The sequence below is a fragment of the Rhodoplanes sp. SY1 genome (genome assembly GCF_046000175.1).
Classification (GTDB): Bacteria; Pseudomonadota; Alphaproteobacteria; order Rhizobiales; family Xanthobacteraceae; genus Rhodoplanes.
This window is the reverse complement of the sequence record NZ_JBEOMB010000034.1, coordinates 16998-39617: the sequence shown is the minus strand read 5'-3', so window position 1 is coordinate 39617 and position 22620 is coordinate 16998. Positions and strand designations below refer to the sequence as shown.

26 protein-coding genes are annotated in these 22620 nt (G+C 71.0%); 14 read left to right on the top strand and 12 right to left on the bottom strand.

Features of this window, described 5'->3' with window-relative positions; all coding sequences use genetic code 11:
* From ABTU92_RS10380 to ABTU92_RS10365, 4 genes are all read left to right on the top strand, one after another.
* Positions 1-809 (top strand): DUF2950 domain-containing protein (locus ABTU92_RS10380; RefSeq protein WP_408090267.1); only part of this gene is annotated, 809 nt, incomplete at its 5' end.
* Positions 810-1194: 385 nt separating this feature from the next.
* A complete protein-coding gene (locus tag ABTU92_RS10375; protein ID WP_408090265.1) occupies positions 1195-1596 on the top strand; it encodes a VanZ family protein in 402 nt (133 codons plus the stop codon).
* Positions 1593-2036: a DUF1810 domain-containing protein gene (locus tag ABTU92_RS10370; RefSeq protein ID WP_408090263.1), complete on the top strand. Its 444-nt coding sequence runs from the start codon at positions 1593-1595 to the stop codon at positions 2034-2036. Before ABTU92_RS10375 ends, ABTU92_RS10370 begins: the two co-directional genes overlap by 4 nt.
* A complete protein-coding gene (locus ABTU92_RS10365) occupies positions 2033-2536 on the top strand; it encodes a CBS domain-containing protein (protein WP_408090261.1) in 504 nt (167 codons plus the stop codon). The genes ABTU92_RS10370 and ABTU92_RS10365 overlap by 4 nt, the downstream gene beginning before the upstream one ends.
* 34 nt (positions 2537-2570) lie before the next feature.
* On the opposite strand, the gene ABTU92_RS10360 is transcribed toward ABTU92_RS10365, so the two are convergent.
* The 3 genes from ABTU92_RS10360 to ABTU92_RS10350 form a co-directional block, all read right to left on the bottom strand.
* On the bottom strand, positions 2571-3494 hold the full coding sequence (locus ABTU92_RS10360; protein ID WP_408090259.1) for a hypothetical protein: 924 nt from the start codon (positions 3492-3494) through the stop codon (positions 2571-2573).
* Positions 3494-4582: a glycosyltransferase gene (locus ABTU92_RS10355; RefSeq protein ID WP_408090257.1), complete on the bottom strand. Its 1089-nt coding sequence runs from the start codon at positions 4580-4582 to the stop codon at positions 3494-3496. Before ABTU92_RS10355 ends, ABTU92_RS10360 begins: the two co-directional genes overlap by 1 nt.
* Positions 4583-4723: 141 nt before the next feature.
* Positions 4724-5086 (bottom strand): hypothetical protein, encoded by a 363-nt coding sequence (locus ABTU92_RS10350; RefSeq protein ID WP_408090255.1) that lies wholly within the window; start codon positions 5084-5086, stop codon positions 4724-4726.
* Positions 5087-5280: 194 nt separating this feature from the next.
* Here ABTU92_RS10350 and ABTU92_RS10345 point away from each other — a divergent pair, with 194 nt between their 5' ends.
* Positions 5281-6063 carry a carboxymuconolactone decarboxylase family protein gene (locus ABTU92_RS10345; RefSeq protein ID WP_408090253.1) on the top strand — a complete coding sequence of 261 codons (783 nt, stop codon included), beginning with the start codon at positions 5281-5283 and terminating at the stop codon, positions 6061-6063.
* A gap of 153 nt (positions 6064-6216) precedes the next feature.
* Here ABTU92_RS10345 and ABTU92_RS10340 read toward each other — a convergent pair whose 3' ends face one another.
* Both ABTU92_RS10340 and ABTU92_RS10335 read right to left on the bottom strand, forming a co-directional pair.
* The gene (locus ABTU92_RS10340) at positions 6217-7086 is read right to left on the bottom strand and encodes an EAL domain-containing protein (RefSeq protein ID WP_408090251.1); all 870 of its coding nucleotides are present in this window, start codon (positions 7084-7086) and stop codon (positions 6217-6219) included.
* Positions 7087-7201: 115 nt separating this feature from the next.
* On the bottom strand, positions 7202-7681 hold the full coding sequence (locus ABTU92_RS10335) for a copper chaperone PCu(A)C (protein ID WP_408090249.1): 480 nt from the start codon (positions 7679-7681) through the stop codon (positions 7202-7204).
* A gap of 302 nt (positions 7682-7983) precedes the next feature.
* Between ABTU92_RS10335 and ABTU92_RS10330 the strand changes: the two genes are divergently transcribed.
* From ABTU92_RS10330 to ABTU92_RS10295, 8 genes are all read left to right on the top strand, one after another.
* Complete coding sequence (locus ABTU92_RS10330) at positions 7984-8442, top strand: hypothetical protein (RefSeq protein WP_408090247.1); 459 nt, start codon at positions 7984-7986, stop codon at positions 8440-8442.
* 235 nt (positions 8443-8677) lie between these two features.
* Complete coding sequence (locus ABTU92_RS10325; protein WP_111357950.1) at positions 8678-8959, top strand: acyl carrier protein; 282 nt, start codon at positions 8678-8680, stop codon at positions 8957-8959.
* Between the two features lie 9 nt (positions 8960-8968).
* On the top strand, positions 8969-9442 hold the full coding sequence (locus tag ABTU92_RS10320) for a 3-hydroxyacyl-ACP dehydratase FabZ family protein (RefSeq protein WP_111357949.1): 474 nt from the start codon (positions 8969-8971) through the stop codon (positions 9440-9442).
* Positions 9435-10625 carry a beta-ketoacyl-ACP synthase gene (locus tag ABTU92_RS10315; RefSeq protein ID WP_408090245.1) on the top strand — a complete coding sequence of 397 codons (1191 nt, stop codon included), beginning with the start codon at positions 9435-9437 and terminating at the stop codon, positions 10623-10625. Before ABTU92_RS10320 ends, ABTU92_RS10315 begins: the two co-directional genes overlap by 8 nt.
* A gap of 164 nt (positions 10626-10789) precedes the next feature.
* Positions 10790-12067 carry a beta-ketoacyl-ACP synthase gene (locus ABTU92_RS10310; RefSeq protein WP_408090243.1) on the top strand — a complete coding sequence of 426 codons (1278 nt, stop codon included), beginning with the start codon at positions 10790-10792 and terminating at the stop codon, positions 12065-12067.
* A gap of 145 nt (positions 12068-12212) precedes the next feature.
* Positions 12213-12974 carry an SDR family oxidoreductase gene (locus tag ABTU92_RS10305; protein WP_408090241.1) on the top strand — a complete coding sequence of 254 codons (762 nt, stop codon included), beginning with the start codon at positions 12213-12215 and terminating at the stop codon, positions 12972-12974.
* Between the two features lie 49 nt (positions 12975-13023).
* Entirely contained in the window at positions 13024-14046 is a 1023-nt protein-coding gene (locus ABTU92_RS10300; protein ID WP_408090239.1) for a zinc-binding dehydrogenase, read from the top strand.
* Positions 14047-14197: 151 nt separating this feature from the next.
* Positions 14198-15136: a lipid A biosynthesis lauroyl acyltransferase gene (locus ABTU92_RS10295; RefSeq protein ID WP_408090237.1), complete on the top strand. Its 939-nt coding sequence runs from the start codon at positions 14198-14200 to the stop codon at positions 15134-15136.
* A gap of 163 nt (positions 15137-15299) precedes the next feature.
* Here the strand turns inward: ABTU92_RS10295 and ABTU92_RS10290 are convergent, their stop codons facing one another.
* From ABTU92_RS10290 to ABTU92_RS10260, 7 genes are all read right to left on the bottom strand, one after another.
* Positions 15300-15770: a hypothetical protein gene (locus tag ABTU92_RS10290; RefSeq protein WP_408090235.1), complete on the bottom strand. Its 471-nt coding sequence runs from the start codon at positions 15768-15770 to the stop codon at positions 15300-15302.
* Between the two features lie 139 nt (positions 15771-15909).
* On the bottom strand, positions 15910-17031 hold the full coding sequence (locus tag ABTU92_RS10285; protein WP_408090233.1) for a polyamine ABC transporter substrate-binding protein: 1122 nt from the start codon (positions 17029-17031) through the stop codon (positions 15910-15912).
* Positions 17032-17077: 46 nt separating this feature from the next.
* Positions 17078-17365 (bottom strand): DUF3551 domain-containing protein, encoded by a 288-nt coding sequence (locus tag ABTU92_RS10280; protein WP_408090231.1) that lies wholly within the window; start codon positions 17363-17365, stop codon positions 17078-17080.
* A 116-nt stretch (positions 17366-17481) separates the two neighbouring features.
* Positions 17482-17817 (bottom strand): rhodanese-like domain-containing protein, encoded by a 336-nt coding sequence (locus tag ABTU92_RS10275; protein ID WP_408090229.1) that lies wholly within the window; start codon positions 17815-17817, stop codon positions 17482-17484.
* Between the two features lie 140 nt (positions 17818-17957).
* Positions 17958-19880 (bottom strand): potassium transporter Kup, encoded by a 1923-nt coding sequence (locus ABTU92_RS10270; protein ID WP_408090228.1) that lies wholly within the window; start codon positions 19878-19880, stop codon positions 17958-17960.
* A 234-nt stretch (positions 19881-20114) separates the two neighbouring features.
* Positions 20115-20942, bottom strand: coding sequence for a flagellar motor protein MotB (locus ABTU92_RS10265; RefSeq protein WP_408090227.1), 828 nt, complete (start codon positions 20940-20942; stop codon positions 20115-20117).
* 34 nt (positions 20943-20976) lie between these two features.
* Positions 20977-21750, bottom strand: a complete 774-nt coding sequence (locus ABTU92_RS10260) for a motility protein A (RefSeq protein ID WP_408090225.1) — start codon at positions 21748-21750, stop codon at positions 20977-20979.
* A gap of 219 nt (positions 21751-21969) precedes the next feature.
* Between ABTU92_RS10260 and ABTU92_RS10255 the strand changes: the two genes are divergently transcribed.
* On the top strand, positions 21970-22614 hold the full coding sequence (locus ABTU92_RS10255; RefSeq protein WP_408090223.1) for a glutathione S-transferase family protein: 645 nt from the start codon (positions 21970-21972) through the stop codon (positions 22612-22614).
* Positions 22615-22620 lie beyond the last annotated feature (6 nt).

Genomic DNA, 22620 nt, shown 5'->3' with positions numbered 1-22620 from the left:
CGATCCTCGGCCCCGGCGTGCGGAGCTGGATCGTCTCCGGCGATCCGGTGCTCGACCGCGCCCGGGTCGCACGCTTCGTCGACGCCTACGCCAAGACATCCGCCGTAGTGCCGGAAGGCGACGCCAAGGCGGTGCTGACCGTCGGCGACGACGGCTTCCGCTTCCCGTTCCCGCTGGTGAAGAGCGCCGGCAAGGCGGGCGACGGCAAATCGGGTGACGGCAAATCGGGCGACGGCAAGTGGCGCTTCGATGCGGCCGCCGGCCGCGAGGAGGTGCTCAACCGGCTGATCGGCCGCAACGAGCTCGACACCATCCAGACCCTGCGGGCGATCGTCGACGCCCAGCGCGACTACGCGGCGCTTCGTCACCGCGCCGGCGCGGCGGCCGAGTACGCCCGCCGGTTCCGCTCGAGCCCCGGCAAGACGGACGGTCTCTACTGGCCGACCAAGCAGGGCGAGCCGCAGAGCCCGCTCGGCCCGCTGGTGGCCGATGCCGAGCGCCAGGGCTACGACGCCGGGGGCCGCGGCAAGCCGTATCACGGCTACGTCTTCCGCATGCTGACGGCGCAAGGACGGAAGGCCCCGGGCGGCGCCTACGACTACGTCGCCAAGGGCCGGCTGATCGGCGGCTTCGCCGTGCTGGCCTATCCGGCCCGCTACGGCATCTCCGGGGTGAAGACCTTCGCGGTCGGCCACGACGGCACCGTCTACGAGGCCGACCTCGGCCGCAGCACCGGGACGATCGCGCCGCGCCTGCGGACCTTCGATCCCGACGAGCGGTGGACCAAGGTGGCCGCGCCGAAATCCTGAGCCGGGCGGGCCTGCGGCAGACCGGCGACGGCCGCCCCTCGCGGGCGGCCGTCAAGTGGCGTCGCGGAGGCGTTGCGACGGACTTGGTGGAGGTCGGCACGAGGCACACGATCTCGTGACGAGCACCCGAATGGAGGTTCCGCGAGAACGCAGCTATCACGGTCGCCCGCCGGCGACCGCGCGAGGTGACTCGATCGCGCCGCCCCGAACCAAGGCACAGAACGAAGACACAGGACACGGCGTTTCCGCCCCCCGCGAGACCGACCCGACAGACGCAACTCATGACCCTCGACATCATCCCGCTCGGTCCGGCGCCGCGCGCCACCGGCCGTCGCGTCCCTCCTGGCCCGGACGTCCGCGCGGTCGCGCCATGACGGACGCCCTCGTGGACCGAGACCGCCCGTGGCCGCTCCGCGTCCTGGAGGTGCTGGGGCGCGCCGGCGCGGTGCTGACCGGCGTCGCCATCGTGGTCCTGTCGGTGGTGCCGCCCGGCCTGCGGCCGGTGGTGTCCTCGCAGGGCGTCGAGCACAGCGCGATCTTTCTGCTGTTCGGCCTCGCCTTCGGGCTCGCCTTGCCGCGCCGCATCGTCCTGCAGGCGGTCGCGGCGCTCGTCTTCACGGGCGCGGTCGAGCTGATCCAGATGCTGGCGCCCGGCCGTCACGCCCGCTGGTCGGACTTCGTCGTCGACACGCTCGGCGTGCTCGCCGGCCTCGCCCTGGCGGCTGCGATGGGGCGCGTCGCGGCCCGGCTCGCCCGGCCCGAGTCCCGCTCCTCCGGGTCCGCATGAGCGACGATCCGCACGACCTCGCCCGCTTCGTCACGGCACAGGCTGGGGTGTTCGCCACGGCGCTCGCCGAGCTGACCGCCGGACGCAAGCGCAGCCACTGGATGTGGTTCGTGTTCCCGCAGCATCGCGGCCTCGGCCGCTCGCCGACGGCGCAGCTCTACGGCCTCGGCTCGCTCGCCGAGGCGCGGGCCTACATGGCGCATCCGCTGCTGGGCCCCCGGCTCGTCGCCGCGACGAAAACCGTGCTCGGCGCGACCGCGCCGTCCCTGCACGCGATCTTCGGCTCGCCCGACGATCTGAAGTTCCGCTCGTCGATGACGCTGTTCGAACACGCCGCGCCGGACGAGCCTGTGTTCGCCCGCGCGCTCGCGCGCTGGTGCGGCGGCGAGCGCGATCCCCTCACGCTGGCGCTGATCGGTTCGGAGACGGCGGGACCATGAGCCCCGGCATCGGCCTCGACCGTCCGTTCCGCACCATGCGGCGCCTCGTCGAGCTGCGCCGCCCGGTCGTGGCGGTGCTGCCGGCCGACGCGAGCCTCGCCGACGCGGCCCGCCTGGTGAACCGGGACGGCGTCGCGGCCGTGGCGGTGATGCGCGGAGGCGCCTTCGCCGGCGTCGTCTCCCACCGCGGCATCGCGGCGGCGGCGGCCCGGCTACCGGAGGCGACGCCCCAGTCGCTCGCGGCCGTCGCGTGCCTCGAGACCGTCCCGGTGGTCGGCCTCGACACCACGGTGCCGGAGGCGCTCGCGCAGCTCGCCTCCGCGGCGCCCGACCGCGCGGCTCTCGACCACGTCGCCGTGGTCGATTCCGAGGGCCGCGTCGTCGACCTCGTGTCGCGCGCCGATCTGCTCGCCGAGCTCGTCTGGCACCACGGCGAGGTGATCCGCGAGATGCGGCTGCAGGAGCGGCTGATGCATCTGCAGGGCGTCTACAGCTGCTGAGCAGCGCCGAAGGCGAGGCCGGCGACGCAGGCGATCAGCGCAGCTCGCGCAGATCCCGCACCACGGTACGGCGGACCGCGACCGCGTCGCGGCGCGCGGCGCGCACGCCGTTCAGGAAGGTCGCGGCGTTGTGGCGGCCGCCGGTGCCGAGGACCGAGCGGAGCGCCAGCTCGAGGCCGAGACGCAGCCGCTCGATTGCGAGGTCGAGGTGGCTCGGCGCGGCATTGCCGAGCGCCGCCGCGGCACGGCGCGCCTCGGCGAGCTGCTCGAGCCTTCGGTAGAGCCCGTAGCCGCTGTCGTAGCCGGTTCGCCGGTCCGGCAGCAGGCGGGCATGGCGGGCGTGCCGGGTGAAGCCGACCGTGGTGCGGCCGCGGCGCCGCAGCTGGTCGAGCGCGAGCAGGAAGCTGACCGCGTCGCCACCCTCGCCCGCAGTGTCGAGCCCGATCTGGCGCAGCGTCCCCGGGCGGCCCCAGAAGACCGCGCCGAGCAGGCTGCGGGGCCGGATCGATCCGCGCAGCCAGGAGACGAGCGCCGGCTCGTGCGGGCGGTCGGCGACGGCGAGATCGGCGCCCGCCGCCTCGGTCGCGATCTTCACGACCCGGGGGACGAAATCGACGCCGGCGATCGAGTCCTCGTAGAGGATCACGTGATCGCGCAGCAGCGCGAGCCAGGCGGCGTCGAGGACGACGCCCTCCGAGGTCGCCACCACGACGTCGACGTCGGCGGCCAGCACCGCGACCGCATCGGCCAGCAGATCGGACTCGGTCGTGGCGACGATCCTGGCCGACGCGGCGGTCGCGACCGTCGCGAAGGCGTGCTCGCGGCCTTTCGGCACGGCCAGCACGGCGCGGACCGGCGGGTGCCGCCACGCCCGTGTCGCCGCGAGCGTCGCGACGGCGAGCCGCGGGTCGCCGCGCCCGATCACGATCACGCCGAAGCCGGGGTCGATCGCGCTCATCAGGCGACCCGCCGCCAGGCGTCCGTGAACACCCGCGCTACCGCCTCCGGGGCGGCCCGGTCGATCGCCTCCTCGACGCCCTCGAAGGAGAACGGCCGGTTGGTCCACGCCTCCGTCATCACGTTGATGGCCATCGCGAGGTGATAGGCGCTGTCCGCCGAGAACAGCACGCCGCGGCGTCCGTAGTCGACGAGCTCGGCGAGCGCGCCGGTGTCGGGGACGACGACGCTCTTGCGGGCCGCCAGCGCCGCCAGGACCGCGACGCCGGCACGGTCGTCGGCGCATGGCACCACCAGCACGTCGATGTCGCGCACGAAGGCGACGGGATCGTCCGTGTCCACCACGATCGCCCCGGGCGGCAGAGCGCCCTCCCGGGCGAACGCCGCCGGCGCGACATGCAGTCGGAACAGGTCGCTGTGGCCGGTGAGCGCGACGGCGCGGCTCAGCAGCGCGAGCGTCGCGGGCGCCGCCTCCGGATCGAAGACGCCGAGCACCGGCACGCTGCGCGGCGTGCGCCCCTCGGCGGCCGGCGCGATCGGCACCGGCGCGGCGACCGGCGGCGCCACCAGCGAGAAGCGCGCCCGGGAGAAGAAGCCCTGGCGGAAATGGCGGCCCATGTCGGCACGATTGGAGCCGACCACGGCGGTGACGTGGCGCGACGCGCGCCGCACCCGCCAGTCGGCGACGCCGCGGGCGCGGCCGACGAGATCGCCGAGCCCGCGCGGCCGGCCGGTCGGCGCCTCGGCGACGGCACCGACCGAGGAGACGAAATGGACGAGCGGGCGCGCCGCCCGCGCCGCCTCGTGCCACACCGGGGCGAGCTCGGTGGTCGCCCCGAAGGTCTGCACCAGCGCGGCGCCCTCCTGGGCGACGATCAGGGCCAGCCGGTCGACGTGATTTCTGTAAGTGACGAGACCCGGCAGCTCGGCCGGCACATCGTCGAAGCGGCGCTCGGGCGCGAGATCGAGATCGATCACGACGGGAGCGATGCCGGCCTCGGCGATCGCCGCCAGGAAGGCGCGCGACCGATACGGCCGGAACGTCGCCGTGGCGGCTGCGGGACCGGCGAACACCAGGGCGGCCTTCATGGTCTGTCCTGCTGCTCCGTCCCTCGCGCCCACGGCGCACGGTCCGCGTTCGACATTCGCGGCCTGCCCCCTTTGATGATGTATATCATGGGCCGGGTCGGCTTGGCACGCCCTGCCCGCCGGCGACGACGCGCGGCGACCTCACGCCGCGTCGGAATAGACGAAGCCGCGCGGACCGGCGCGGAAGCGGCCACGGCCGCTGTGCTGCAGCGGCCCGGCGACGGTGCGAAGCTCGACCGAGAAGCCGCAGTCGTAGTCGCCGTCGGGCCGGCGGGTACAGTCCTGCTTGCGGAAGCCGCGAACCTCGAACAGCGCCGTGCCGGCGCGGCGGATGCGGGCGACCCCGACCGTGCCCTCGGTGTCGGCGACGAAATCGACGACGGCACGGACCTGATCCGACAGGGTGCTGGCGACGGCGCGGCGCATGGCGTCCTCGCTCGGCTCGCCGATGCCGTTCAGCACCGCCGCCACCCACACGACGATCGCGATCACGGCCGCGCCCATCACTCGTTCCCCTGTGCCACACCCACGGAAGGCATCATGGCACAGAGATTTTTCGTCCCGGTTCAGCCGGTGCGGACAATTTTAACGACCGGCGCGGCGCCCGGCCGCGCCGCCGTCGGGGCGTTGTCACGCGCAGCGGAATCGGCCAACGCTGCCCGGCCGGCGCCGTCCCGCCGCGCCGTCTGGAGATCCCCATGCCACGCAAGTCTCGTCCCGCTGCGTCTCGTCGCGCCGCGCCCCGTCCCGCCGCGGACCGCGCCGCGCGAAAGCCCGCCGCCGCGCGCAAGCCGGCCGCGCCGAGCGAGGCCGCGCCCGAGAAAGCCACGGTGAAGAAAGTCACGGCGCAGAAAGCCGCGTCGAAGAAGGCCGCGTCGAAGAAGGCCGCGTCGAAGAAGGCCGCCCTGCCCGCCTATCGGCTGCCCGATCTCGACGAGGCGACGCTGACGCCGGGCCAGACGGAGCTGCTCGCCGCGATGCGGGCGGGGCCGCGCGGCGCCGGGCTGAACCTGCGCGGGCCGTTCGGCGTGTTCATGCACGCGCCCGCCTTCGGGACGCTGGCCCAGGCGCTCGGCGCCCATTGCCGGTTCGGCACGTCGATCCCGCCGCGGCTGTCGGAGTTCGCGATCCTGGTCACGGCGCGGTACTGGCGCGCCCATTACGAGTGGCACGTCCACGCCCCGATCGCCGCCAAGGCCGGCGTGAAGCCCTCGACCATCGCGGACCTGAAGGCCGGCCGGACGCCGGCGCGCGCGCCCGCCGACGAGAAGGCCGTCCATGCCTTCGTCACCGAGCTCTACGCCAAGAAGCGCGTCTCCGACCGCACCTATGCGCGCGTCCAAAAGCTGTTCGGCGACGCCGGCATGGTCGAGCTGGCCGGCATCCTCGGCTACTACGCGCTGGTCGCGATGACGCTCGACGTGTTCCGCGTGCCGGTGCCGGACGGCGAGCCGCTGCCGTTCAAGGAGCCGGCGATCTGATCAGGGCCGGTCCCGCTGTCAGGCCATCTTCTCCGTATTTCCGGGGCGCGGCGAAGCCGCGAGCCCGGACTCCAGCGGCAGAGTCGGAGCCCTTGGCTGGATTCCGGGTTCGCACCTGCGGTGCGCCCCGGAATGACGGAGTGGAACGTCTGATCAGCCCGCGGCGGCGGCCGGCGGGCTCGCGGCCTCGCCGCCCGGCGCGGCCGAGGGGCGCGCGGTGCGCTGCTGGAGGAGGCCGAGGAAGCGGTCCTTCGGCATCGGCGGCGCGAGCAGCACGCCCTGGCCGTAGTCGCAGCCCATGATCTGCAGGGCCTGGAGATCGGCGACGCTCTCGATGCCCTCGGCGACCGCGACGCTGCCGAAGCGATGCGCGAGGTCGATGGCGGTCTGGCAGATCGCCGCGTTGGTGGCGTCGGTGGCGCAGTCCTTGACGAAGCTGTGGTTCAGCTTCAGCTCGGCGAAGGCGAGCTCGCGCAGGCTGGAGAAGGACGAGTAGCCGGCGCCGAAGTCGTCGATCGACACCATGATGCTCGAATCGCGCAGCGCCTCGGCGATTGCCTGGGCGCGGCGCATGTCGCGGACGATCTGGTCCTCGGTGACCTCGACCATCAGGCCCGGCCAGTCCGGGCTGTCGGGGCGATGCGCGGCGACGATCTCGGCGATCGGCAGGCGGCCCAGCACGTGCACGGGCACGTTGATGGCGAGGCGCAGGTTGAAGCCGGCGGCGCGGAACACCGACCAGTCGGCGAGCGCCGAGATCAGGGCGTATTCGGACAGGTCGAGCAGGCTGTCTTCGTCGATGCCGGGCAGGAAGCGCCCGGGCAGCAGCACGCCCAGCTCGGGATGGCGGATGCGGGCGAGCGCCTCGGCGCCCGCGAGGCATTTCTTCCGGAGGTCGATCTTGGGCTGGTACCACAGCTCCAGCCAGGTCTCGCGCAACGCTTCGGCGACCCCGACCTTGCCGGCCGGCGTCCGCCCGCCCGCGTCGTGGGTTCCCGTCTCGCTCGGCTGGCTCGTCATCATCCCCCCGGTTGGACACGCGATCGCAATCCCGGAGTCTCACCGAATAGCCGAAGTCCCTTAACCAAAGGTGTCGGGCCGCCGGTCGCGACGGCTCGTTCCGGATCGCCGGTCCGGCTCAGCCGCCGCCGGCGCTGGCGCGGCGGATCCCGGTGCCGATCGGCTGGACGACGAGCTCGACCTCGACGGCGCCGGCCTTCTCGAACACCAGCGTCGCCGGCAGCCGGTCGCCCGGACGGAGCTGGGCGGTGAGGCTCGCGAACACGGCCTGCCAGGGATAGCCCGGCCTCAGGTCGATGGTCTCGCCCGGCCTGATCGGCAGCCCGCGGGCGAGCGTGCGCAGCCGCATGACGTTGTCGTCGAGCGACAGCTCCTGCACCTCGACGCTGCCGGCGACGGCCGAGCGGATGCTCACCAGCCGGTCGGGATCGAAGCCGTGATTGGTGATCCGCATGTAGCCGGCCGTCACGCTGGCGCCCGGCGGCGTGGCGCGCGCCCACGCGCTGGCGATCTCGATCGTGCCAGCCCGCCAGGTCTGCGCCGTGGCCGGCCAGGCGAGACAGACGAGAGCGGCCAGGATCGTGACGAGTGAGCGCATCGGGAACGCCTGCGGTGCGGGAGACGGTGCCGCGCTTATGGCCGAAGAGGTGTTGACGTAGCCTTGACGCGAACTCCGACTCGCGGCGCGTGGCCCCGGCGCAGGTCGGTGCTAGAATCCTCGCGCAGGAGTCGGGTGCCCGGCACGACGCAGGCCGGATGCCCGTCGCGCGTTCTCTCAGCATGCAGGACCGGACCAGCATGGCGGGCGGACCCACACGGGGGCGAATCGGAGGCGACGGGCCACGGTCCGCCGGCGCCGAGCCGCACCCGGACGGCGCCGCAGACGCGACGGGCAGCCGCGTGATCCGGTTCGTGCCGCGCCCGCACGCTCCGGCCGACCGGCCGGCCCGCCGGTCCGCGACGCCCGCGGCGGCGCGGCCCGACGCCCCGCCCGCCACGGTGCCGACGGCCGAAATCGTCCGCCCCGATTTCGCCCATCACCAGACGCCACACCGCGGCCCGGTCCGTCACGGCCCCGTCTATGTCGGCGAGGCGGGTCCGGACCTGCGCGCCGACGTGGCCGGCCACGCCGCCCAGGAGCCGGCGAACGATTATCGCGACCGCATGGTGGCCAACCTGGCCGGGCTCGCCGTGCTGGCGATGCTGATCGCCGGCGGCTTGTGGATCGCCGTCACGATGGCGGACCAGCGCAAGAGCCAGGACTGCGTGCTGTCCGGACGGCCGGGCTGCACGCCGGTGCCGGTCCAAGTGCCGGTCCAGGTGCAAGTCCCCACGCCGAAGCTGCCGCCGGGCCCGTGACGGCGGCCGCGCCGGGGCGTCCCGAAACCGGCTTTCGGCGGACCGGACCGTCGGTTCGATTCGTCCGGCGCAGCAAGGCATTGCGACCCAACGGGGGACAGCCGGCGGCGCGCATTGCGCTCCCGCGGGGTTCTGGCTATACGGACCGGAACGAAAGAGCGACCCATCGCCGCCGTTTGGGGGGCATGCGCATGCGCGCGTGCCGGGCAGGTTCACGGCATTCAGAGAGTCACCGATGTCCTCGACGTTCGATACCGTCGCCAATATCATCTCCGAAACGTGCGACATTCCACGCGAGAAGATCACGCCGGAAAGCCACGCCATCGACGATCTCGGCATCGACAGCCTCGACTTCCTCGACATCGCCTTCGCGATCGACAAGGCCTTCGGGATCAAGCTGCCGCTCGAGCAATGGACCCAGGAGGTCAACGACGGCAAGGCGACCACCGAGCAGTACTTCGTGCTCGGCAACCTGTGCACCCGGATCGACCAGCTCGTCGCCGCCAAGGGCGCCTGAGCGCCCGCGATGCGTCTCGAGTACTTCCAGCTCATCGACCGGATCGTCGCCCTCGATCTCGACGCGCGCACGATCGAGGTCGCCGCGCAGGTGCCCGAGACGAGCACGATCTTCGAAGGCCATTTCCCCGGCCATCCGCTGATGCCCGGGGTGCTGCTGATCGAGGCCATGGCGCAGACCTGCGGCTGGCTTCTCCTCGGCCTCAACGGCCTCACGCGGATGCCCTTCCTGGCCGCCGTCAAGGAGGCCAAGCTGCGCACTTTCGTGACCCCCGGGCAGGCGCTGACGATCGCCGGCCGCCTCGAGCACGACGGCTCCGGCTTCGCCATGACGCATGCGAGCGTCACGGTCGAGGGCAAGGCGGTGTGCGAGGCCGACATCACGTTCCGCATCGTGCCGTTCCCGCATCCCGACTTCCGGACCAACATGGAAGAGGTGGCGCGGCGCATCGGATACCCCCTGGAGGCCAACGCCCATGGCTGACGCGACGCGCGAGGCCTGGATCACCGGCATCGGGCTCGTCTCCTGTCTCGGCGAAGGCGACGAGGCGCACTGGCAGGCGTTCGACGCGGCCGCGCCGGCCTACGACGAGACCACCTTCGCGCCCTATGTGGTGCACCCGCTCGCCCTGCCCTCCTTCGACGCGCAGATCCCCAAGAAGGGCGACCAGCGCCAGATGGAGCAGTGGCAGCGCACCGGCACCTATGCGGCGGGCCTGGCGCTCGACGCGGCCGGCCTGAAGGGCAAGGCCGACGTGCTCGGCCGCATGGACATGATCGTCGCGGCCGGCGGCGGCGAGCGCGACTGGGCCGTGGACAGCGCCATCGTGTCGGGCCTCGCCGGCGCCGAGAACCCCGGCTCCTATCTCAACGAGCGGCTCACCAGCGACCTGCGGCCGACCCTGTTCCTGGCCCAGCTCTCCAACCTGCTCGCCGGCAACATCTCGATCGTGCACGGCGTCACCGGCTCGTCGCGCACCTTCATGGGCGAGGAAGGCTCCGGCGTCGAGGCGGTGCGCATCGCCCAGGCCCGCATCGCCTCGGGCCAGAGCGACGTGACGCTGGTCGGCGGCTCGCAGAACGGCGAGCGCAAGGACCTGCTGATGCTGTTCGAGTTCGGCGGCCATGCGCTCAAGAGCCCGTTCCGCACCGTGTGGGACCGGGCCGAGCAGCCCGGCTTCGCCACCGGTTCGCTCGGCGCCTTCCTGGTGATCGAGGAGAAAGCCCACGCGCAGGCGCGCGGGGCGAAGCCGCTCGCGAAGCTGTCGGCGGTGGTCAGCGACCGCGCGAAGCGCGACGCCCCCGGCGCCGTGACGGCCTCGCTCGACCGCCTGTGGGAGCGCCTGCCCGCCGTGGCGGCGGACCGGGCCGCCGTGCTGTCGGGCGCGACCGGCGCCGCCGACGCGACGGCGCAGGAGCGCGCCGCGCTCGCGGCGCGCGGTCTGCCGGTGCGGGCGACCGGCAGCATCGCCGGCCATTCGATCGAGCCGCAATTCGTCTTCAACATCGCGCTCGCCGCGCTGGCGCTCGGCCAGGGTCGGCTGTTCGCGCCGTGCGACTCGTCGGGCTTCGAGCAGCCCGCCACCGGCCCGCTCGACCAGGTGGTGGTGACCGGCGTCGGTCACTGGCGTGGCGAGGGCCTCGCCCTCGTCGAGGCAGTACGGTAGGAATAGACACGCCGTCATTCGGGGCGCGGATCGCCGGTCCGCGAGCCCGGAATCCATAAGCACGGTCAGAGGTTATGGATTCCGGACAGCCGCGCCGCGAGGCGTCCGGAATGACGAGGCCGGGAGCCGCGCAGACGCCGCGCTCCACTGTGAGGAGACCCGACATGGCAGTGCGCGACAAGGCCGGCCGCCCCGTGGTGGTGGTGACGGGCATGGGGATCGTCACCTCGCTCGGCGCCGGCCGGGACGAGAACTGGTCGAAGCTCGTCGCCGGCAAGTCGGGCATCCGTACCATCACGCGCTTTTCGACCGACGGGCTGAAGACCCGCATCGCCGGCTGCGTCGACTTCGTGGCGTGCGAGCCGTTCAGCGCCCCGCTGCTGTCGGAACGGCTCGCCGAGCTCGCCGTCGACGAGGCGATCGTCCAGTCCGGCATCGGCGCGCCGGGACGTTTCCCGGGGCCGCTGTTCCTCGGCGTCGCCCCGGTCGAGATCGAATGGCCGCAGCGCCTCGAGCTCGCCGCCGCGGCCGGCGCCGCCGGCCATGCGACCTACGACGACATGCTACGCGCCGCGGCGACCGGCCGCTTCAAGGCGCATCACGAGCGCTTCCAGTTCGCGTCGGTGGCCGATCACCTGGCCGAGCGGTTCGGCACCCAGGGCATGCCGATCTCGCTGTCGACCGCCTGCGCGACCGGCGCCAGCGCCATCCAGCTCGGCGTCGAGGCGATCCGCCGCGGCGAGACCGATGCGGCGCTGTGCGTCGGCACCGACGGCTCGGTCAACACCGAGAGCCTGGTGCGCTTCTCGCTCCTCTCGGCGCTGACCACCGCCAACGATCCGCCCGAGGAGGCGGCGAAGCCGTTCTCCAAGAACCGCGACGGCTTCGTCATGGCCGAGGGCGCCGGCGCCCTGGTTCTCGAAAGCTACGAATCGGCCAAGGCGCGCGGCGCCAAGATTCTGGGCGTGGTCGAGGGCTGCGGCGAGCTGTCCGACTCGTTCCACCGCACCCGCACGAGCCCGGACGGCAAGCCGATCATCGGCTGCATGAACCAGGCGATCGCCGATGCCGGCCTGACCGTCGCCGACATCGACTACATCAACGCCCACGGCACCTCGACGCCCGAGAACGACAAGATGGAGTGCCTCGGCGTCACCGCGGTGTTCGGCAAGCGCGCCGCGAGCGTGCCGATCTCGTCCAACAAGTCGATGGTCGGCCACACGCTGTCGGCGGCCGGCGCCGTCGAGGCGGTGTTCACGCTGCTGACGCTGATCGAGCAGCGCATCCCGCCGACCATCAACCACCAGGTTCCGGATCCGGCCATCCCGCTCGACGTGGTGCCGAACGTGGCGCGCGACGCCAGGCTCGCCCACGCGCTGTCCAACTCGTTCGGCTTCGGCGGCCAGAACGTCACGCTGGTGATGGGCCTGGAGCCGGCGTGATGACTTTCTGGTCGTGCGATATCCTCCGTCATCCCGGGGTGCGGCCGCAGGCCGCGAGCCCGGGATCCATAATCCCTGTCTGTGAGTATGGATTCCGGGCTCGCGCCTGCGGCGCGCCCCGGAATGACGGGACACTGGATCTCCCATGACCACCTCTCCCGGACACGTCCTCGTCACCGGCGGCGGGCGCGGACTCGGCGCCGCGATCGTGCGGGCCGTCGTCGCCGCCGGCTTCGACGTCACCTTCACGGTGCGCTCGGCGACCGCCGAGGCCGAGGCGCTGATCGCCGAGCTTTCGCCCACGGCGCCGAACCAGAGAATCACATTCGAGTCGCTCGACCTGTCGGATCGCGACGCCGTCGAGGCGTTTGCGAAGACGCTCGAGGAGATGCCGGCCTTCGCCGGCTTCGTGCACAATGCCGGGCAGAGCTACGACGCGCTCGCCATGATGCTCGACCAGGCCAAGGCCGAGGCCGTGATGCAGGTGAACGTCTGGTCGTTCACCCGCCTCGTCGGCGCGCTGACCCGGCCGATGATGCGCGCCAAGAGCGGACGCATCGTCGCCATCGGCTCGATCACGGCCCTGCAGGCCAACCAGGGCAACGCCGCCTATGCGGCCTCCAAGGCCGCGCTGCTCGGCTATGTCCGCACGCTGGCGATCGAGACGGCGCGCACCGGCGTCACCGTCAACTACGTCGCGCCCGGCTTCATCGACACCGCCATGATGGCGCCCTACGAGAAGTACCGGGCCCAGATGGAAGGCCAGATCCCGGCGCGGCGCTTCGCCAGGCCCGACGAGATCGCCGGCGTCGTCTCCTTCCTGCTGTCGCCCGCCGCCTCCTACGTCACCGGCGCCGTGCTGCCGGTCGACGGCGGCCTCTCCGCCGCCATCGGCGTCCATCGCTGAGTCTGTTTCGCGCGCCCGCTGGCGCGACCCGTGTTTCGAGGTTCTTCTCATGCGCGCCCTGATGTTGCTCGGCGACAAGCAGCTCGAGCTGACGGAGATCGATCCGCCCCCGCCGCCCGCGGCCGGCGAGGTGCAGGTGCGGGTCAAGGCCGTCGCGCTGAACTATCTCGACGTCTGGGGTTTTCGCGGGATGGCCTTCGCCAAGCGCAAGATGCCGCTCGTGGTCGGCGTCGAGGCGTCGGGCGAGATCGCCGCGGTCGGCGCCGGCGTCACGACCTTCACGCCCGGCCAGGGCGTCGTGATGTACGGCGCGCTCACCTGCGGCACCTGCAAGGCCTGCCGGTCCGGGCGCGACAATCTGTGCGAGAACGTCGGCGGCATCATGGGCTTCCACGTCGACGGCTTCGCCCGCGACCTGATCAATCTGCCGGCGCGACTGGTGATCCCGGTGCCGGCCGGCGTCTCTCACGCCGACGCCGCCTGCGCGCCGATCGGCTTCGCCACCGTTCAGCACATGCTGTTCGACAATGCGAAGCTCGAGCCCGGCGAGACCGTGCTGGTGCATGCCGGCGGCTCCGGCATCGGCACGGCCGCGATCCTGATGGCGAAGCAGATCGGCTGCACCTTGATCACCACGGTGGGCGACGACGCCAAGGCCGAGAAGGCGAAGGCGCTCGGCGCCGACCACGTGATCAACTACAAGACCGACCGCTTCGAGGGGGTCACCCGCAAGCTGACGCAGAAGAAGGGCGTCGACGTGGTGTTCGAGCATGTCGGGGCCGACACGTTCAACGGCTCGCTCTTGTGCCTGAAGCGCGGCGGCCGCCTGGTCACCTGCGGGGCGACCTCCGGCCCCACCGTCACGCTCAACCTGATGCAGCTGTTCCAGCAGCAGTACCGCATCATCGGCTCGTTCGGCGCCACGATGAAGAACATCGCCGAGTCGCTCGACAAGATGGCGGCCGGCCTGAAGCCGGTTATCGACACGACCGTGCCGCTCGCCGCGTTCGAGCGCGGGCTGGAGCGCCTCGCCGGTCGGCAGGTGTTCGGCAAGGTGGTGGTGACGTTCTAGAGCCGCTTTCGGTCGTGATGAACCAGACCCGACATCCGCTCGTCCCCGCGCAGGCGGGGACCCAGGGTCGCAGAGCGTGACCTCTGGATTCCCGCTTCCGCGGGAATGAGCGGAGTGTGGGTCGACGTCAGTGGAAACTGTTCCAGGTCCGATGCCCCCGCTCAAGCTCAAGCTGAAATACTGGTCCTGGCGCACCGGCCTCGTGCTCAAGCGCGGCCTCGACCGCGTGCTGCGCGGCACCATCCGTCCGCTCATCGGCCTCCTGCGCCGGCTCGACCGCATCTCGGCGAGCGACAAGGCCGGCGCCGTGATGCGGCACATCGGCCCGCGCCTGCGCGAGCACCAGATCGGCCGCGCCAACCTCAAAGCGGCCTTTCCCGACAAATCAGACGCCGAAGTCGACAAGATTCTCGCGGGCGTGTGGGACAATCTCGGCCGCGTCGCCGTCGAGGTGATCAATCTCGATCGCATCGCCGCGCAGGGCGCCCGCGGCGAGCGGCAGTTCATCACCTATGGCGAGCGCGAGCTGAAGCGGTTCGAGGCGCTGCGCGATGCCGACAAGCCGGCCGTCATCTTCACGGCGCATCTCGCCAACTGGGAGCTGCCCGCCGTCGTCGCCGGCATCGAGGGCCTGCGCTCGATGGCGCTGTTCCGCCGCCCGAACCTGTCGTCCATCGCCGACGTGCTGATCGAGATGCGCGAGCCGCTGATGGGCACGCTGGTGCCGTCCGGCTTCGGCGCGCCGATGCGGCTGGCGCGCGGCCTGGAGACCGGCCATCACGTCGGCATGCTGGTCGACCAGCACGACTCCAAGGGCGTGGAGGTGACGTTCTTCGGCCGGCGCTGCCGGGTGAGCCCGCTGATCGCCATGCTGGCGCGCGAGTACGAGAGCCCGATCCACGGCGTCCGCATCATCCGCCTGCCCGAGGGACGCTTCACGGGCGAGATCACCGACGCGGTGACGCCGGTGCGCGACGCCGACGGCCGCATCGACGTCCAGGGCACCATGCAGGCGATCACCGACGTGGTCGAGACCTGGGTGCGCGATCATCCCGAGCAGTGGCTGTGGCTGCACCGCCGCTGGCGGTGAGAACACCCGACAACGGTATGGCCTGTCCCCTCATGGTGAGGAGCGCTCCGCAGGAGCGCGTCTCGAACCATGTGGCCATCGAGCATCCGCGGTCGAGAGGCCGCCCTCGCCCTTCGAGACGCCCGCTGCGCGGGCTCCTCAGGGTGAGGGCGGATCGGAGTCCTCACTCCGTGCGGCCGAACTGGCAGCCGTCGTGGGCGTAGACCCAGCGCTCCACCCCATAGCGATCGGGCGCCGAGAGCGTGGGCTGGCAGAAGTCGAGCCAGGCCTTGCGACGGGCGACCCGCTCGTCGACCGGGGGCTTGCGGGCGGGCGGCGTGGCGTCGGGACCGGCGAGGCGGGCGAGCTCGCCACCGTCCGCCGAGGCCGCCCGCACCGGGGCCGCGCCAGCGGCGCCCGGAGCCACGCCGGCACGCGGCGAGACGCCGACATACACGGCCGGACGCAGCGCGGCGGGTCGGGTCTGGACGGGCGCCGGCACCGGGGCCGGAGCCGCCACGCTCTTCGACGCACCGAACGAGAAGCGGATTTTTCGGGCCTCGGCCGGCGTCGACATCGCGGCGAAGCTCAGCAGCACCACCAGAGCGGCCGCGATGCACCTGGCGCGTCCGCGAGAAACGATCGATCGACGCATGATCTCCTCCCGACGACGAGACGAACGGCGAGGATCATCATCGCCGAAATCGCCTAATCCGGGCTTGGGTCGATCGTTAGAGTTTTAGGAATTCGGCCGAGATTTTCCGGGCCACCACCAAGGGTCGGTGGCCCGCCGTTCAGCGGCCGGTCTTCACCCGCGTCCACAGGCGGTTCATCAACCGCGTCGTCTTGGCGTCACGCGCCTTGTTCGTATAGAGGCGCGCCATCACGGCGGCGTCCGGATAGATGCTCTTGTCCTCGAACACCGCCTTGTCGATCAGCGGCTGGCTGGCGAGGTTGCCGTTGGCATAGGACACGGCGCTGGCGTTCTTGGCCGCCACGTCGGGCCGCATCAGATAATCGATGAAGGCGTGCGCCTCGGCGACATGCTCGGCGTCCTTCGGGATGGCGAGCTGGTCGAAGAACATCTGCGCGCCCTCCTTGGGGATCGCATAGCCGACCGTGACACCGTTCCTCGCTTCCGCGGCGCGCTTCTTCGCCTGCATGATGTCGCCCGAGAAGCCGACGACCAGGCAGATCTCGCCGCTCGCCAGCGCGTTGAGATACTCGGACGAATGAAACTTCCGCACCGACGGACGGATCTTCGTCAGCACCTCGGCGGCGCGCTCCAGATCCTTCGGATCGGTGGAGTTGGGATCGAGGCCGAGCCAGTGCAGCGCCGCCGGCATGATGTCGTCGGCCGAATCGAGCATGTGCACGCCGCAGCCCTTGAAGCGGGCCAGGCTCTCCGGCTTGAAGATCAAATCCCATGAATCGACCTGGGCGTCGGGCCCGAGGATCTCGCGGACCTTGGCGACATTGTAGCCGATGCCGACCGTGCCCCAGAGATAGTTCACCGAGTAGCGGTTGCCGGGATCGTGGGTGGCGACGCGGGTCTCGATCTCGGGCCAGGCGTTCTTCAGGTTGGGCAGCTTCGTCTTGTCGAGCGGCATGAACACGCCGGCCTTGATCTGCCGCTCGAGGAAGAAGGCGCTCGGCACCACGACATCGTAGCCGGACTTGCCGGCCAAGAGCTTGGTCTCCAGCGTGTCGTTGGAATCGAAGGTGTCGTAGCGCACCTTGATCCCGGTCTCGCGCGAGAACGCCTCGACCACGTCGGGAGCGATGTAGTCCGACCAGTTGTAGACGTTGACGACGCGCTCCTGCGCGGCGGCCGGTCCGGCACCGGCGAGAGCGGCCGGCGCGACGAGCGCGGCGGCGACGAGAAAGGGGCGGAGGGCGGCGAAGGCGGGGCGCATCTCGATCACCTCGCGGTCGACACGGGCAGGATCGCGGACGGGACGATCAGGACGACCGCTTGCGCGCCCGTTTGGTCCGCGGCGGCGGGCCGGGCGGCGGCGGATACAGGTTCTCGCTGCAGTACCCGCCGACGCCCCGCACCGTCGCCATGCATTGCGCGAAGGTGGAATAGGCGCAGCTCGTCTGCGAGAACCCGATATTGAGGTTGGCGCACCAGGGATACCACGTGGCCCAGGACGGCGGCGACCAGATCCCGAACGGATCGGCTTCGGCCCGTCCCGCCCCCGCGGCCACCGTCACGGCCACCACGGTCCCCAGCAACAGCGCACGCATGTCGGCTCCTCGTGTCGGCTCCCGCCGGCTCGTGGCCGGGCTCGTCCCTTCATAAGCACGGGGACGCGCCGCGTCCATCGGGAGGCGCCGGCGACGTCGTTTCGGAGTGTTTCGGGTCAGGACTCGACCGGCAGGCCGGCCGACTTCCAGGCCTGGAGGCCGCCGGCGAGGTGCGACTTGTAGGGCAGCCCGGCCGCCTGCGCCATCTCGGACGCCTTCACGGAGCGGATGCCCGAGGCGCAGGAGAACACCACCTCGCGACCGGCCGGATCGGGCAGCTCGGCGGGATCGAATGCCGAAAGCGGCATCAGCACCGCGCCGGGGATGCGCTCACGCGCCGTCTCGGCCGGCTCGCGCACGTCGACCAGAATGGCGCGGTCGGCGGCGAGCTCGGCCGCGACCTCCTGGGCGCTGAGATTGCGCACCGTGCTGCGCCCGAACAGTCCGAACATGAGGATCCTCCAGGACGGCCTCGCGGCGGGGCGCCGATGCGCCGTCGCATCGCCGATTCGCCCCTCCCCGGTCCGGCAGATTTGGGCAAGGACGCGGTTCTTTCAAGGCCGCGGGGACGGCCGCGGCCACGCCCGCGCCGTCACACCGTGACCTGTGTCCCCACCTCGACGACGCGGCCGGTCGGAATCTGGAAGAAGTCGGTCGCGTCGCTCGCCGACTTGGCGAGGCGGATGAACAGATTGTCCTGCCATCGCGGCATGCCGGACTGGGCCGCCGGCTTGAGCAGGCGGCGCGACAGGAAGAACGACGTCGACATGATGTCGAAGTGCCAGCCCTGCTTGCGGGCGATCGCCAGCGCCTTCGGCACGTTCGGCGTCTCCATGAAGCCGAAGCGCAGCACCACCTTGCTGAACAGGGGCGAGAGCTGGGTGATGCGCACCCGATCCTCCTCGGTGACCCGCGGCGTGTCGGCGCTCTCGATGGTCAGCACCACGTTGTGCTGGTGCAGCACCTTGTTGTGCTTGAGGTTGTGGAGGAGCGCGGTGGGCGCCGAGTCGGGGTCGCCGGTGAGGAACACGGCGGTGCCCGGCACGATATGGGGCGGCTTCTTGGTCAACGTCTGCACCAGCGTCTCGAGCGGGATCTCGAGGTGCCGCGTCTTGGCGGCGAGCAGGCGCGAGCCGCGCTGCCAGGTGACGACGAGCAGCACGATGACGCCGGCGAAGACGAGCGGCACCCAGGCGCCCTCGAGCAGCTTGAGCAGGTTGGCGACGAAGAAGGTGCTGTCGATGATCACGAACGGCGTGATGACGGCGGCCGCCGTCCACGGCTTCCAGCCCCACAGCTTCCAGATCACGACGAAAGCGAGCAGCGCGTCGACCACCATGGTGGTGGTGACGGCGATGCCGTAGGCCGAGGCGAGATTGCTCGACGTCTTGAACATCGCGACGAGCAGCAGCACCCCGACGAGCAGCGCCGTGTTGACCCGCGGAATGTAGATCTGGCCCGAATGGATCTCGGAGGTGTGGCGGATGGCGAGCCGCGGAATCAGGCCGAGCTGGATCGCCTGCCGGGTGATCGAGTAGGCGCCCGTGATCACGGCCTGGCTGGCGATCACGGTCGCGGCGGTGGCGAGGATCACCATCGGCAGCAGGAACGGTTCCGGCACCATCCGGTAGAACGGGTTCTCGAGCGTGTCGGGGTGCGCCAGCACCATCGCGCCCTGGCCGAAATAGTTGATGACCAGCGCCGGGAAGACGAGCCCGAGCCAGGCGGTGCGGATCGGCTTCGGGCCGAAGTGGCCGAGGTCGGCATAGAGCGCCTCGCCGCCCGTGACGGCGAGGAAGACGAGGCCGAGCGTCGCCAGCCCGATCATCGGATGGTCGATCACGAAGGAGATGCCGTGCAGCGGGTTGACGGCGAGGAAGATGTGCGGGTCGTCGGCGATGTGGAGAAGGCCGAGGCCGGCGAGGGCGACGAACCACACCACCATCACCGGGCCGAAGAAGGCGGCCACCCGGGCGGTGCCGCGCGACTGCACGGCAAACAGCATGACCAGGATGGTCACGGTGAGCGGCAGCACGGCGTGCTCGAAGGCCGGCGTGACGATCTTGAGGCCCTCGACGGCCGACAGCACCGAGATGGCCGGCGTGATCACCGAGTCGCCGTAGAACATCGCCGCGCCGATGACGCCCAGCATCACGATCGGCATGGTGCGCCGGCCGAGCGCCCGCGAGGCGAGCGCGGTGAGCGACAGGGTGCCGCCCTCGCCGTGATTGTCGGCGCGCAGCAGCAGCAGCACGTACTTGACCGTGACCACCAGGGTCAGGGCCCACAGGATCAACGAGAGGACGCCGAGCACGGCGCCCTGGGTGATCGGCCCGTCGCCGATGGCGGCCCGCAGCGACTCGCGGAAGGCGTAGAGCGGGCTGGTGCCGATGTCGCCGTAGACGACGCCGACGCTGCCGAGCGTCAGCGCCCAGAAGCTCGAGTCGTGGTGGCCGGCGCGCGCGGACCGATCCGGCCGGTCTGCCGCGGCGATGACACGGGTCGCCTCGTTCATGATCTCGCCGCTCGGGTTCCCGTCATCGCGCTGCGGCACGACCGCAGGCCGCCCGGAGCGCCCCGGCGGTTCGTGCCTGATCACGCCAATAGCACGACGGCCCGCCGGCACAACCGCCTCCGAGTCGGACGGGGTATGCCGGCGGGGTGACGGAACAGGAGTGGAACGGCCGCAGCCGTCCTCAGACGAGGCCCCGTATGACGGGTTCGATCCGAGCCGGCGTGGGCCGTGGCGTCACGGAGCGAAGTCCAGCGGCATCGGCGGCTCTTCCCGCATCAGGGTAATGGTGACGCGGCGGTTTGCCGCAATGTAGGGATCGTCCGGAAACAACGGCTGCGTGTCCGCCTTGCCGGCCACCATGAAGAAGTTGGCGGTCGCGACCCCCTCCTCCTCCAGGATGCGCCGCACCGCGTTGGCGCGGTCGGCGGACAGCTCCCACGGTCCGAAGCCGGGCCGGAACGGCGTCCTCGTGGCCGAGGTGTGACCCGTGATGGAGATGCGGAACGGGGTCGCCTTCAAGGGAACGCTGAGCCGCTCGATCAGCCGGCGCGTGCGCTCGTAGGGCTCGCGCGAGCCTTCCGGGAACATCGAGCGGCCGTCCTGGTCGACGATCTCGACGTTGAGGCCCTCGCGGGTCTCCTCGATCATGATGTGCTTCGACACCTCGGTCAGCTCGGGCATGTCCTGCAGGGCCTGGCGCAGCGTCGCGGCGGCGAGCGCGAAGGCCTTGTCCTGCTTGAGTCGCGCGCCGGAGCTGCGCTGGCGGTCGTGCTGATCCGGGCTCGGGCTCGCCGAGGCCTCCTCGGGCGGGATGTGGGCGGCGTTCTTCAGCTTCGGCCGGGTCGGCAGGCCGGGAATCTCGATGATGCCGGAATAGCGGATGTTGGCCTGCACGCCGAAGGCGTCGCGCATCGAGCCGGCGACGATCTGGAGCTTCTGCTGGTCCTGGGTCGAGAAGGCGCAGAGCATCACGAAGAAGGCGACGAGCAGGCCCATGAGGTCGGCGAAGGTGACGAACCACCCGTGCCCTCCCCCGTGCCCCCCGTCCTTGCGGCGTGCCATGTCCCGACCTTTCGCGCGTTCTGCGCTGGTTGCCTCAAGCCGCGGCGGCCTCGGCCATTTCCTCGCGGTTCTTCTCTGGCACGTAGGCGAGCAGCATCTCGCGAACCACCGACGGGCTCTTGGAATCGCGGATCATCAGCACGCCGTCGATGATCAGCGTGCGGTTGATCTCCTCGTCGACCAGCTTGCCGTGCAGCTTGTCGGCGATCGGCAGGCAGAACAGGTTGGCGACGGCGGCGCCGTAGAAGGTGGCGAGCAGCGCCACCGCCATGAACGGCCCGAGCTTCGAGGGGTCGGTCATGTTGGCGAACATCTGCACCATGCCGATCAGCGTGCCGATCATGCCGAAGGCCGGAGCGCAGTCGCCGATGGCGCGATAGATCTTCTGGCCCTCGTCGAGATGGGTCAGGAAGTTGTCGCGGTCGCGCTCGAGATTGTCGCGGATGAAGTCGACGTCGTAGCCGTCGGCGACGAGCCGGATGCCCTTGGCCAGGAACGAGTCCTCGGTCTCCACCTTCTCCAGCCCGATCGGGCCCTGCTTGCGGGCGATCTCGGCCAGGTTGGAGATCTCGTCGATCAGGTCGCGCTGGGTCATCCGGCGCAGCGAGAACGCGAACTTGATGCCGAGCGGCAGGCCGTGAAAGATCGAGGACAGCGGAAAGCGGATCAGCGTCGCCGCGAAGGCGCCGCCGAAAATCACGATGAAGGCGTGGATGTCGACGAACATCCGCAGGTCGCCACCCATCAGGATGAGGGTGGCGAGCACGATCAGGCCGGCCACGAGACCGAGTGCCGTCGAGATGTCCATACGCTACTCCAACACACGACGCTTCGACCGCGCCCGTGTCCGACGCGACGCATACCTGCCGGACGCCTAACCGACTGTAGGATCAAGCCGTCTAAAAAGCGTAAAAGGGTAGCGGTCCGGGTCGATCCTCCTTCATCCTCGGCCGCTTGACGGCGCTCGCCGCGGCGGACGCGGCCCGGGACCGGCGATAACGATCGCGGCATGCCGCGGGGGAGACCAATGGCCGAATACCAGCTCTACTGCTTCGCCCAGTCCGGCAACGCCTACCGGGTGGCCCTGATGCTCGCCCTCACCGGCGCCGACTGGGCGCCCATGTGGGTCGATTTCTTCGCCGCCGGGCAGACGCGGACGCCGGATTATCGCTCCGACATCAACGAGATGGGCGAGGTTCCCGTGCTCGTCCACGGCGGCCGCAAGCTCAGCCAGTCGAGCGTCTGCCTGACCTATCTGGCACGCCGCACGGGCCGGTTCCTGCCGCAGGGCGAGGAGCAGGAGCTGGAGGCTTGGCGATGGATCGTCTTCGACAACCAGAAGGTGAACGGCATGCTCGGCCCGTACCGGTTCCTGCGCACGATCGCCAAGCCGCCGGGAGACCCGGCCGTGCTCGCCTTCCTGGAGGGGCGCGCGAAGGGCGCGCTCGCCATCGTCGACAAGCGGCTCGCCGACCGGCCGTGGCTGCTCGGCGTTCAGCCGACCATCGCCGACGTGTCGATGTGCGGCTACCTCTACTATCCGGCCGAGGAGTTCGGCTTCGACATCGCGGCGGCGTACCCGAACATCGGCGCCTGGCTCGACCAACTGAAGGCGCTGCCGGGCTGGAAGCACCCCTACGACCTGATGCCGGGCCATCCCCTGCCAGCGTGACGCGCC